Source organism: Mycobacterium sp. AZCC_0083, assembly GCF_014202335.1.
Lineage (GTDB): Bacteria > Actinomycetota > Actinomycetes > Mycobacteriales > Mycobacteriaceae > Mycobacterium.
The window spans coordinates 1-11,395 of sequence record NZ_JACHGP010000036.1; the positions used below are offsets into that span (position 1 = coordinate 1).

The following is an 11,395-nucleotide window of genomic DNA, read 5'->3' on the forward strand; positions in this document are numbered from 1 at the left end:
GACAACGCCGCAGCCCTGTTCGGCCTACCACCCAAAAAGAACTAGCACCACATGCCCACCCTGATGCAAGCCGCCATCGTCGAACACAAAGGCGGCCCCTTCCAGGTACGCACAGTCCACGTGCCAACCCCCCAGCCCGACGAAGTGCTCGTTCGCATCGTGGCCACCGGCGTCTGCCAGACCGACGCACACATGCGCAACCAGGACTACCCAATCCCGCTACCGATGATCCTCGGCCATGAGGGGGCTGGCGTCGTGGAGTACGTCGGTTCGGCCGTGACCAGTGTTGCTGCCGGGGATCACGTGGCGCTCACGGTGCCGTCGTGCGGCCGGTGCGACGCATGCTGGACCGGGGCACCGGTCAACTGCGCGCAGTTCATTCCGTTGGCGTTCAGCGGCTCTCGACTCGACGGCAGCAACGCCTACGCGGGAGCTGGAGTTCACGGCCACTTCTTCGGTCAGTCGTCCTTCGCGCAGTTCGCTCTGGCCCACGAGCGCAACACCGTTCGGATCGCCAAGGACATGCCACTGGAACTGGCCGGGCCTCTGGGATGCGGACTGCAGACTGGAGCCGGGGCGGTCCTCAATTCACTTCGGGTCAACGCCGGTGAATCACTGGCAGTGTTCGGCACTGGCGCAGTCGGTCTCGCCGCGGTGATGGCCGCCAACATCGTCGGGGCCGGCACCGTGGTCGCAGTCGACGTGAGCGCGCCACAGCTGGCGATGGCCACCGAACTGGGCGCGACGGACACCGTCAACGCCGCGACGGCCGACCCCGCCGAGCACCTGCGTAAGATCCGGCCCAGTGGATTCGACTATGTCCTGGAGACCACGGCCCGGCCCGAGATGTTGTCCCTGGCAGTGGAACTGATCACTCCCAGGGGCGTCGCCGCCCTCGTCGGTGCCCCGCCAGTAGGCACTGACGCGTCCATCGACATGACCTCGCTGCTGGCTGGCCGCACGCTGCGCGGCATCATGCAAGGTGACTCGGTACCCCACGTCTTCATCCCGAAACTGGTTGAGTTGTATCAGTCCGGACGGTTCCCGATCGATCGCCTCATCCGCAGCTATGAGTTGGCTGACGTCAACCAGGCGTTCGCAGACGCGGCCAACGGCAAGGTCGTCAAACCGGTCTTGATGATGGGCGACTAGTCCGCCCTGCACACGTGCACGGTCGCGGCCGCCGCTTCACCCTGCCCCTTGACAAACTGGCCTACATATCAGCCAGTGAGCCAGCAGGGCACTCTGGTGGCCGTGACGCCGGACTCCCTCACGGCGCGTAGCTCGGACGGGTTCGCGCGTACCTACCAGATCGATGCCCAGACCACCGCGATCACCGATGACGGAAGCCGAGTCGGCAGTGCGGGTTCGTCTTTCGTGGTGAATGACGAGGTCTCGATCCTTGCGGTGATCCGTGACGGCAAGGCGATTGCGACGACCGTCGCAGGCCGGGCCGTGTCCGACCTGAATGGACCTCCCATGGACGACGTTGCTGCGCTGCCTGCGAGACCCTGAGCCGACCACATCGCACGTCAAGACTCCGAAATCAAATCTGCCGAACCGGAATAGATGGGGCCCGGCACTCGCTGTAACTCGCAGGCCTAATTAGCAAAGACAACGATTTAGCGAAGGTAAGGAGTTCCGACTGTGAGTGCTAGAAGCATCAAGCCGTTCGCCGTCATCGGCGCAGGAGTTGCGATCACCGGGGCCGCCTTGGTGGGGGCAATCTTGCAGGGACCGTCGGATTCGGGTCCCATGGCCGGAGAGATGAGTACCGGGGTGACCATCACCGCGACCACCCCGGCGAGCGCAGCGCCGGTCCCCGTGGCGCAACCCAGCATCAAGGGCCCCGCGCCCTTGCCCAAGGAGGAGCAGGGACTTCCCGGCTAGGAGACTCCTGGATAATCCCGCGTGGCGACCGCTTGTTGACCTGTGATTGTTGGGATGATTTTGGGGTGCAGGGTCGCTCTGATGATCAGCGGGAAATTCTGGATGCGGAGTCGGTGACGGGGCATCTGCTCAAGGCGGGCAGTGTGTTCGGGGTGCTGGCCGCGCATCGTCGGGAGTTGCTCCCCGATGTATGTTTCGTGATTTGTTTCCCAGCGGTCGGGGCGGCCCGAGTGTGCCCGCCGACGTGATGGCCGCGGTGATCACCTTGCAGGCGTTGCACGGCCTCTCCGATAACCAGACCGTGGATGCGGTCACCTTCGATCTGCGATGGAAGACCGCCTGCGGGTTGGTGGTCACCGACGCCGCGTTTCATGCCACGACATTGACGTACTGGCGGCGGCGGTTGGCGCACCGGATATTGGGACATCTTTCCAAGACCGAACTCGGCCCAAAAGCCGCCGACGCGGTGGCCTTGTTGGCGTTGATCGCCGGCCAAGACGTCGAACCGGTCGAGGGCTCCGATGGCACCGACGGCCGGTGGCGCATCGCCCGGAACGTGGCCCCGGACCGGGTCATCTCGACGGTCGATCCCGAGGCCCGGCATGCTCACAAGACGGTGCACCGACGCCAGGACGGATTCAAGGCGCATCTGGTCATCGAGCCCGATACCGGCATCGTCACCGACTGCGCGTTGAGCAAGGGCAGCGGTGACGCCGCGGTCGGGATCGAGCTGCTGGCCGGCGAGTCCGCACCGGTCCGGGTGCTCGCTGATTCTGTATACGGTTCCGGGGAATTGCGTGCCGAACTCGTTGCCGGTGGTCACGTCGATCTGGTCAAACCGGCACCGACGCGCTCGGCAGTTCCGGGTGGGTTCACCGTCGATCACACCAACCGGACGGTGACGTGTCCTGCCGGAGCGACCAGGAATATCACCCACGCGCAGGCAACGCAATATTCGATTCGGCGTGTCGCAGCTGCGCACTACGGGCCCGCTGCACCACCAGCGTCACCGGGAAGACGCTGCACCTGCGGCCACACGACACGCTACAAAGAGCGGCACGCGTTTCAGCGCGAAATCCGGACCGGCTCAACGAATATCGTCAACATCGGCCGATGGTGGAGCGTTCCATCGCATGGTTGACTCGAGGGAATCGCAAAGCCCGCTACCGCGGCGTCGCCAAGAACGATCACTGGTTACATCACGGCACCGCAGCACTGAACCTACGCCGATTGATCACCCTGGGCCTCGACCGCAACGGCACCACCTGGGCTGGCCTAAGCACTCGCCCAAGGCCTTGCAGGCACCACCCATCGACTGCAAAACTCGAAACGGCGGGGCGATCTCCGTGTCGACCTCAGGATCTGACTTCACCAACGCCGCCACGCGGCTCGAGACGCCCCGCCCCACAAACCCCTTATTCAGGAGTCTCCCAGGGGACGTTAACCCCGTCCTAGCGGGCTGACACCTAACATCCCGAATTCGGGCGCAGTTGGTGACGCCGTGCGATCAGCGTCCCCGGAACGCGACGGGCAAGGCCGCCAGGCCTGGAGCTGGCGGTTGCCCATCGGCCCGCCCGTCTCGTAGGGCGGCGGCGGCCGCCAACGCGGCCCGGCTGTCCTCGGTGTCGAACAGGCCGGCCGTCACGTCGGCCAACAACCGATCGGCGGTACCGACACCACCGGATTCGTAAGCCCTGAAAAGGGATTTCGCGGCCACGTGGGCGCGGGTGGGGCCGTTGGACAGGCGCGTGACCAGCTCGGCCGCGGTATGATCGAGCTCGCCGTCGACCACCACGCGTTCGGCGAGGCTGGCGACCTCGCCGATCGGGGTCGGGACGGCCAGCATGACCATTCGTCGGGCCGCGACCGGACCGATCGAGCGGATCAAGCGTTGGTATCCGCCGGCCATCGGGACTTGTCCACCCATCCCCTCCGGGCACCACAGGACGGTCTCGACGGAGGCGACGATGAAGTCTGCGCACAGCGCCAATTCCAAACCGCCACCTGCGGTTTGGCCTCGGATCGCAGCCACCACTGGCAACTCGAGGGCTTCAATGGCGCGGTAGGAGGCGGTCACCTCGGCGATGAACGTGCGAAACCAGGCCGATGACTTGTCGGACCATTCCCACGGCGCTGCGCCCAAACTGAAGTTGGGGCCCTCGGCGGTGATCAACAGTGCCCGGCTGTTACTCGCACCCGCGTCGTGTACCGCCGCTCGCAGGTCGTCGCTGAAGCCTTCGTCGATGAAGTTGGTTGGTGGACTTCGTAGTACGAGGTGGCCGACATTGGCCTCCTGGTGGAAGGTCACCGCGCTCATGGGTCCTCGTTCTCCTCTCGGTGCCTAGGTCTAGACTCCCTGAAGTCTATCGATAGGACTATATTTTCTCTTTATCTTCTGCGCTCCGCGGACATGCGCATACGGCCCAACCCCAGGTAGGGCATGGCGGATGTGGGTCGCGGTCGATGCGCACTGCGACACGCTGAGCATTCTGCGAAACCGGCGGTGCGCCTGCGATCATCGGGGGTGAGTGCATCACCGCGGCAAGCCATGCACCGGAGTATCAGGCGGCCGGACTGGTCGCGCTCGCGTCGAACTCGACGCGCAGGACCGGAAGCACTTGCTCGCCGAGCAGATCGATCGTCTTGTGGACGCTGCGCTCGGGAAGGCCGCCAAAGTCCAGAGCAAACATCTGACGGCGGTAGTCGCCGAACCGCTCGCGAGTGGCCATCACCTTCTCGACGATCTGGGAGGGGCTGCCCACCGTCAAACCCGTCGAGGCGTTGACGTCTGGGAGGTTCCGGCCGCCGTGCATGTGGCTAATGGCGTCGAAGTAGGGCTGGTACTCGCGCACCGCATCCTGCGATCGTGCCCGCACGAAGGCGAAGCCGCCGGCGCCGACAATCGCGTCCTCGGGCCGCCCATGACCGAACGCCGCATAAGCCGTGCGATAGAAATCGACGTAGCGCGAGAAGTAGGCCACGTCCATGAAGAGGTTGTTCACGAAGAACCCGTCCCCGTAGCGGGCCGCCTGCTCGGCGATCTCAGGTGAGCGGATCGACCCGTGCCACACGAACGGCGGAACGCCGTTCAGCGGACGCGGGATGGCCGTGAATTCGACAAGCGGTGAGCGGAATTCGCCCGACCACGTCACCACGTCCTCGTCCCACAACCGGCGCAACAGCGCGTAGTTCTCCACGGCCAGTGGGATCCCGTCCTGTACGCGCTTGCCGAACCAGGGGTAGACCTCAGCGGTGTTCCCGCGCCCCAACATCAGGTCGACCCGGCCGTCAGCGAGGTGCTGCAGGGTGGCGAAGTCCTCGGCAATGCGTACGGGGTCGTTGGTGGTTATCAACGTCACCGACGTCGACAGGATGATTCGGTCGGTGCGCGCGGCGATGTAACCCAGCACCGTGGGCGTGCTGCTGGACAGGAATGGCCTGTTGTGGTGCTCGCCGAGTGCGTAGACGTCGAAGCCCGCCTGCTCGGCATGGATAGCGATCCGGGTAATCGCCTTCAGACGCTCGTTTTCGCTGGGGATGTGACCGGTGGCTGCGTCAGCTGTGACGTCACCGACCCCGAAGATACCGAATTGCACGGTAATGCCTTTCGACTCATGCGCGCGATCGAACGAGCGCGCGTCAATACTTAACTCAACAACTAAATCTATCTGGTGTGCTTTACGTGTCAAGTATCTCTCCCTCTCGGCCATGGGGCAGGCCCAGCCGCCGTCGAGTTCGCTCGGACTGGCCTGTGCCGGGCCAACTCTCGTCGGGAGGTAGCGCGCTCAGGATTCGTTGCGCGATATCCCCTAGCGCGATGGCCTGGTGGCGCGAGAGACGATCGAAGACGAGTCGACGGATCGCCTTCACGTGGCCCGGAGCTATCTCTTGCAATTTGCGCAACCCAGCGTCGGTCAGAATGGCCAGGGTGTAGCGGCCGTTGTCGGCGTCGGGTGTGCGCGCCAGCCATCCGCGCCGCTCGAGACGGCCCACCGCCTGGGAAAGCCTGGGCAGCGAGCCACCCGCGATGGTGGCCAGCGTGCTCATTCGCATCTTCGTCCCGCCGGACTCCGACAGGCGGGCCATCACCAGGTATTCGAAGTGGCTGATGCCGAAGTCACGCTGCAACTCCGCGCTCAACACTGGCTGCAGGCGCAAGATAACCGTCGACAGCTGGTCCCACACGCGGCTCTCTTCGCCGTCCAGGGAAGTGATTTCGTCGCACGTCTTCACGTTCATGTTTAACTTAAACATTGAACTGAAATATTCCGGTTCGATTAAACGCTTAAGTATCCGGGCGCGAACGCGCGAGGGACGCCGACGATGAAGGAGGAGTCCGTGGGAATGCTCGGACCTCGGCGTCGACCCTTGCGCAGCGGCCAGCGGCCGAGATCCAACCGCCGCCCGCCGCACGATCGTGACTTCGTCGCCACGGTGACCACGTGGTCGGGTCTCCACCGGTCGACTGCGCGTCGCGAGCGCAGTGACGTTGTCCTTCGACCACTGCGCTGACGCCGCCTGGCGGGCCAAGAGGAACGAGTCGATGGAGCGACCGTGCTGGTGGTCCGTCGAGCACCACTGCGATGTGAGGCAGCGAGGGCCGTCGGGACCGCCGCATTGAGACGTTCAGCGGCGCCTTCACCGTCGCCGCGGCGGCACCCCCTCGGTCTCGGCCCAGATCGTCGTCGATTCGCTCAGCACCGACAACGACCAGCGCGACGGGCACCTGAAGTCCGCCGACTTCTTTGACGCCGCGAGATACCCGTCGCGACATTCACGTCTTCCACAGTTATTCCGAGCGGCGACCGCTACGTGTTCGTCGGCGATTTCACCCTCGAGGGCGTAACCAAGCCGGTCAGCCTCAACTTCGAGTCCAACGGGCCAACCCGGTCAGGGATACGGCGAGGTCGCCGGCTTCGAGGCGTCGGTCGTACTGGACCGCAAGGACTTCGGCATCGACATCGAGCTGCCACTGGAGACCGGCGGCGCCGTGGTGGGCGACAAGGTCACCGGCACCTTGGCGATCGAGGCGATCGACCAAGCCTGAGTGGCGCAACCGACGCCCGGCCGATGTCACCTAGGGTGACCGGTTCGGCGTCGTTCCACCAGGACGACGTCGCGGCCGCAACAACCCCGCGGGCCACGGCAGCTAACCGCAAAAATGCCACTTAACGCATTTATCGCCAAAAACATGAATTCGCGGCCGGTGCCAGAAATGCAGTATGCTTCGGTTGTGAGTGAAGCCCCGTTGACGCGCGGCGTAGAGGTCTATGACGTGCTTCACGCAGAGTTGCTCAATGGCGTGTTGTGCCCGGGAGCGAAGCTGCGGTTGGTCGAACTAGCGCAGCGCTTCAGCGTCAGTCAATCGGTGATTCGCGAGGCCCTGACCAGATTGGCGGCCCAGGGCCTGGTGACCGCTACGCCGCAGCGTGGCTTCCGGGTTCGCGAATTGTCCGTCGAGGACATCGAAGGCCTGACCGAGGCCCGGGTGCGAATCGAACCGATCGCGCTGCGGCTGGCTATCGAACGCGGAGACGAACAGTGGGAAAGCGGCATTGTCGCCGCTCATCACCTCCTGGAGCGGACTCCCATACTCAACTCCGAGCAAATGGTGGACGAGCAGTGGGCCGCTCGGCACCGGGAATTCCACCAGGCGCTGACAGCGGGGTGTCACAACGCCCGGCTCGAAGGCGTGGTCCAAGGTCTGCGCGATAGCGCCGAACTGTATCGCCGCTGGTACTGGGCGCTGACCGACCATCATCATCGCGACCTGGCCAAGGAGCACCGCCGCCTCACGAAGCTGGCGCTCTCGCGCGATACCGACGCGGCGGCCGAACTGCTGGTGGCCCACATCGCGAAAGCGCCCAAGAAACTCATCGCGTTCGCGCGTGCGCGCAGCCTGGACAATCTGGACGAACGCCCCGTCGCGGGTTGAGGCACCCACACCGGCGATATCGTCGATGCTCGCGGGTAACCGAACGCACTCATGGGCACGGACTGAAGTGATCGGTCGACATCGGCGTCTTGGGCACGGCTGGCGGGGCCGGAGTGTGTGGTCGAACGGGACGACGTGTGGACCTGGGATGCCCGCGGCGTCGCAGACCTCTGGCCGACGGTCCCCTACCACGCCGTTACGACCGTCCGTGGTCGGTACGGCTAGGGCACCGACGCACTGGGCCAGCTGTCATCTGGTGGCAGTCCGTCGAGGACGCGCTGGCTGATCACTCCTAGCTGGCGGACCTGCGCGTGGGTCAGTCGGTCGAAGACGTACTCACGGATGTCCTCGATGTGGCTGGGGGCCATCTGCTCCAGGCGGCGACGTCCCGCCCGGGTCAGCACTGCCAGAGTGTAACGGCCGTCGGCGGTATCGGGCCGGCGTGTCAGCCACTTCCGCTTCTCGAGGCGCGTGACCGCTTGGGACAACCGGGGTAGCGAACTACCAGTGATCTTGGCCAGCGCGCTGAGCCGAATCGTTGCGCCCGCCGTCTCCGACAGTCGAGCCATCACCAGGTATTCGAAATGGCTGACACCGAACTCCAGTTGCAGCTGCGCGCTCAGCACCGGCTGCAATCGCAGGATCATCGTCGATAGCTGTACCCAGACGCGTTGTTCGTCGGCGTCGAGCCAGCGCGGTTCGGAGGAGTCGTTCACCTCGCGATTCTAACTTCAGCATTGAACCGGAATAGCAGAAATAGAGTTAAGCATTTAACTGAAGGTGACAGGGCACCGCGAGAGAAGAACGCGATGGAGGCGCTGGAGGTCATTGGAACCGAAGTGTCATGCCACGTCTGCTCGATGCTGCCGAGCCCGCAGTGGACTCCGACGCCGGCGGCTGGTGCATGCAAGCCGCCGAGACAAGCACTCCGCCATGCAATTCGGAAGCTTCGGTCGCCCGTCTGCTCCCAAGGTGTAGCGCCGCGCCTCGGAGGCTATCCGGACTTCGGTCCGCTTGATGTACGATGCTTGACATGACAAGTATCAGTTCTCGACTCGACGCCTTGTCGCAGATCGTTCTGAGCACGTTCCGCGTGGTTCTCGGCGTGCTGTTCGCCATTCACGGGGTCCAGATCCTATTCGCCTGGCCGGTCGGAATGGACGGGGGTCCTGCGGTGCCCGTCGGCACCTGGCCACTCTGGTACGTAGGCGTCATCGAACTGGTCGCCTTCTGGCCCATTCAAAACGGCGGCGGAAAATTGGCGGTCGACCGCTTGCTCGACGGAAGACGGCAAGTCCACACGGGCGCAACGCTTCCCGTCGCTGGCTGAACGGGCTAGAGCCGTGTGTAGGCCGGGTCGGCAGACCCTCGCTCAGGACCACTGCGTACGTGCGCCCGAAAGAGCCCACACACGAAGGGCTGGCGCCATCACCGCTCAGTTGTACGCAAGCAAGTTGCGATATCGCGGTCGGCACCGTAGCTGTCGCCTTCCGGCGACCGGACACAATGGCAATACCGCCAAGCAACGGGCGATTCTTCGCCCACGGACAGAAGGAACCTTGTGATCGATACAGTCGGCTTCATCGGATCGGGACGGCTTGCTCAGGCCGTGGCGCATCGACTGCTCGAAGCGAGCGTCGCCGTCCTGCTCAGCAATACCCGCGGGCCGGACAGCCTAATCGACGTCGTGGCCGAGCTTGGACCAGGCGCACGCGCCGTCACGGTGGCCGAGGCGGCAGGCGCGAACCTAGTGGTCATTGCGGTTCCCTTCACCCGAGTCTCAGAACTGACCGGCGCCGTCGATAGCTGGGTCGGGCGAGTCGTGGTCGATGCCACCAATCAATTCGCCGAACCCGACCCCGACGCAGGCGTGGTCGACCTCGGAGAGGACACCGGCAGCGAATGGGTCGCCCGGCGGCTGCCCGGTGCCGTCGTAGTCAAGGCCTTCAACACGATGTTCGCCAACTTCATCCGCGCCGACCCGGTGCATCCCGAGGGTCGACAGGTGGTCTTCTACGCCGGCGACGATGACGAGGCACTGAGTGACTTCGGCGAGCTTTTGACTCGCTTGGGGTTCGCTGGCGTACTGGTAGGTAGCCTGCGCGACGGTGGCCGCATCATGCAGCTCGGAGGACCGCTCAGCGCATTGCACGTACTCAAACAGGACTGACCGCACCGGAACCGGAGCCGCACACCTGAATGGCGCCGAGCGCAGAACCGCGACACCAGTAGCACCGTCTTGTAGCACGATCCGACGGCCAGCACGACGATGCCCGACAATATGACCAGCCGGTGAATCGGTATGCCTAACAGGCCCTGCCAGATCAGCACCGAAGGATGCGGCGATCGAGCTGCCTGCCCTGGAAACGACGGTCAGTGCCGCCACCGCGGTTCTGCCAATGATGAGCATGACCATGAAGATCGGCGTCGAGGCTTACGGCGCCCTGGTCGCTTACTCCGACCAGGGGCGTGGCCTGGCCGGTCGGCTCAGTCCTCATCCAGGCTGGCGTGCATCTCCCAGATCAAGATCTCAGCCGCCGTGGTGGCGGTCAGTCGCTGGCCGCCGGACGCAGTGAACCGCACCGCATCGCCCTCGCCGAGGGTGCCGCCTTGCTCGAGCGCGATCTCGCCGCCTGCGACGAACAAGTGCAGATAGGGGGCCTCGGGCACGATGACGGACTGACCCGGACGCAACCGTGCCCCCTTGAGCGCGGCGTGCCGATTGCGGATGCTGATCGCCGTTTCACCGCGGTCCTTCGGCATGCCGGAGGCAATCGTCACCAAGCTCCCAGAGAGCAGCGCATCGTCGATCTCGAGTTGCTGGTATCCCGGGTCCGTGCCGCTCTCGTCGGGCACCACCCACATTTGGATCAGATGCACCGGTTCCTCGTGTGATTCTGCACCCGTCTGGATCCACGAATCGTTCTTCTCGGAATGCATGATTCCGCGACCGGCCGACATCCGTTGGGCGAGACCGGGATAAATGATGCCAGAGTGGCCAGCCGAGTCTTGATGCACAAGCGACCCACGCAACACCCACGTCACGATCTCCATGTCACGATGCGGGTGGGTGTCGAAACCTTTGCCCGGCATGATCGTGTCATCGTTGTTGACCACAAGCAGACCGTGGTGGGTGTTGGCCGGGTCGAACCGGTCGCCGAGTCCGTTGGAGAACGAGTGCTTGGCGTCCAACCAAGAGATCCTGGACTTCAGTCGATCATCGGCACGCCTGATGTCGAGCACGGGTGCGCTCATTTCGTGTTCACTCCTCGAATAGAACCTTTGGGCAACGTCTTTGCAGGCGGTACAACGTTGCTTCGCATGCACGCATTCCGTTGCGTGACAGTCGCCACCATTATGTTTGTCGTGTCAACTAAATGACCGATCGACAATCGGGGATGACCCAGGCGGATGGTCCCAGCCCAGGAGTCCAACGCCCGCAAGTCGCTCGCGGTTCGACGTTTCGTGATCGCGGTCGCCTAATGGGAGTCGATCAGCGTGTCCTTGACGGGGATCTTGGTTCTCGAGCGGGAGGCTGATTACCGAGCCGCCGGCCGGTGAGCACTGTCG

Annotated in this window: 10 protein-coding genes and 3 pseudogenes; 8 read left to right on the top strand and 5 right to left on the bottom strand. The window is 64.2% G+C overall.

Annotation, left to right across the window (positions count from 1 at the left end; all coding sequences use genetic code 11):
- Positions 1 to 51 precede the first annotated feature (51 nt).
- The 4 genes and pseudogenes from HNP02_RS42060 to HNP02_RS42075 form a co-directional block, all read left to right on the top strand.
- Positions 52 to 1,152: an NAD(P)-dependent alcohol dehydrogenase gene (locus HNP02_RS42060; protein WP_184446747.1), complete on the top strand. Its 1,101-nt coding sequence runs from the start codon at positions 52 to 54 to the stop codon at positions 1,150 to 1,152.
- A 75-nt stretch (positions 1,153 to 1,227) separates the two neighbouring features.
- The gene (locus tag HNP02_RS42065) at positions 1,228 to 1,515 is read left to right on the top strand and encodes a hypothetical protein (protein ID WP_184446748.1); all 288 of its coding nucleotides are present in this window, start codon (positions 1,228 to 1,230) and stop codon (positions 1,513 to 1,515) included.
- 132 nt (positions 1,516 to 1,647) lie between these two features.
- Entirely contained in the window at positions 1,648 to 1,890 is a 243-nt protein-coding gene (locus HNP02_RS42070) for a hypothetical protein (protein ID WP_184446749.1), read from the top strand.
- A 65-nt stretch (positions 1,891 to 1,955) separates the two neighbouring features.
- A pseudogene (locus tag HNP02_RS42075) lies at positions 1,956 to 3,162 on the top strand (transposase); the annotation flags it as partial.
- Positions 3,163 to 3,397: 235 nt separating this feature from the next.
- Here HNP02_RS42075 and HNP02_RS42080 read toward each other — a convergent pair.
- The 3 genes and pseudogenes from HNP02_RS42080 to HNP02_RS42090 form a co-directional block, all read right to left on the bottom strand.
- Positions 3,398 to 4,207, bottom strand: coding sequence for an enoyl-CoA hydratase/isomerase family protein (locus HNP02_RS42080; protein WP_184446750.1), 810 nt, complete (start codon positions 4,205 to 4,207; stop codon positions 3,398 to 3,400).
- Positions 4,208 to 4,423: 216 nt separating this feature from the next.
- A pseudogene (locus HNP02_RS42085) lies at positions 4,424 to 5,486 on the bottom strand (CE1758 family FMN-dependent luciferase-like monooxygenase).
- A gap of 82 nt (positions 5,487 to 5,568) precedes the next feature.
- Positions 5,569 to 6,129 (bottom strand): MarR family winged helix-turn-helix transcriptional regulator, encoded by a 561-nt coding sequence (locus HNP02_RS42090; protein WP_184446751.1) that lies wholly within the window; start codon positions 6,127 to 6,129, stop codon positions 5,569 to 5,571.
- A gap of 380 nt (positions 6,130 to 6,509) precedes the next feature.
- Here HNP02_RS42090 and HNP02_RS42095 point away from each other — a divergent pair.
- Both HNP02_RS42095 and HNP02_RS42100 read left to right on the top strand, forming a co-directional pair.
- Positions 6,510 to 6,937 (top strand): annotated as a pseudogene (locus HNP02_RS42095) (YceI family protein); the annotation flags it as partial.
- Positions 6,938 to 7,081: 144 nt separating this feature from the next.
- Positions 7,082 to 7,825 carry a GntR family transcriptional regulator gene (locus HNP02_RS42100; RefSeq protein WP_255507547.1) on the top strand — a complete coding sequence of 248 codons (744 nt, stop codon included), beginning with the start codon at positions 7,082 to 7,084 and terminating at the stop codon, positions 7,823 to 7,825.
- Between the two features lie 221 nt (positions 7,826 to 8,046).
- On the opposite strand, the gene HNP02_RS42105 is transcribed toward HNP02_RS42100, so the two are convergent.
- Complete coding sequence (locus HNP02_RS42105; RefSeq protein WP_221318647.1) at positions 8,047 to 8,541, bottom strand: MarR family transcriptional regulator; 495 nt, start codon at positions 8,539 to 8,541, stop codon at positions 8,047 to 8,049.
- Positions 8,542 to 8,858: 317 nt separating this feature from the next.
- Here HNP02_RS42105 and HNP02_RS42110 point away from each other — a divergent pair, with 317 nt between their 5' ends.
- Complete coding sequence (locus HNP02_RS42110; RefSeq protein WP_255507548.1) at positions 8,859 to 9,155, top strand: hypothetical protein; 297 nt, start codon at positions 8,859 to 8,861, stop codon at positions 9,153 to 9,155.
- A gap of 231 nt (positions 9,156 to 9,386) precedes the next feature.
- The gene (locus tag HNP02_RS42115) at positions 9,387 to 9,995 is read left to right on the top strand and encodes an NAD(P)-binding domain-containing protein (RefSeq protein WP_309241897.1); all 609 of its coding nucleotides are present in this window, start codon (positions 9,387 to 9,389) and stop codon (positions 9,993 to 9,995) included.
- A gap of 317 nt (positions 9,996 to 10,312) precedes the next feature.
- Here HNP02_RS42115 and HNP02_RS42120 read toward each other — a convergent pair whose 3' ends face one another.
- The gene (locus HNP02_RS42120; RefSeq protein ID WP_184446753.1) at positions 10,313 to 11,080 is read right to left on the bottom strand and encodes a pirin-like bicupin family protein; all 768 of its coding nucleotides are present in this window, start codon (positions 11,078 to 11,080) and stop codon (positions 10,313 to 10,315) included.
- Positions 11,081 to 11,395: the final 315 nt, after the last annotated feature.

Coding starts and splice junctions, on each gene's coding strand:
- HNP02_RS42060 (WP_184446747.1), top strand. CDS start 52: ATGCCCACCCTGATGCAAGCCGCCATCGTCGAACACAAAGGCGGCCCC.
- HNP02_RS42080 (WP_184446750.1), bottom strand. CDS start 4,207: ATGAGCGCGGTGACCTTCCACCAGGAGGCCAATGTCGGCCACCTCGTA.
- HNP02_RS42090 (WP_184446751.1), bottom strand. CDS start 6,129: ATGAACGTGAAGACGTGCGACGAAATCACTTCCCTGGACGGCGAAGAG.
- HNP02_RS42100 (WP_255507547.1), top strand. CDS start 7,082: ATGAATTCGCGGCCGGTGCCAGAAATGCAGTATGCTTCGGTTGTGAGT.
- HNP02_RS42110 (WP_255507548.1), top strand. CDS start 8,859: ATGACAAGTATCAGTTCTCGACTCGACGCCTTGTCGCAGATCGTTCTG.
- HNP02_RS42120 (WP_184446753.1), bottom strand. CDS start 11,080: ATGAGCGCACCCGTGCTCGACATCAGGCGTGCCGATGATCGACTGAAG.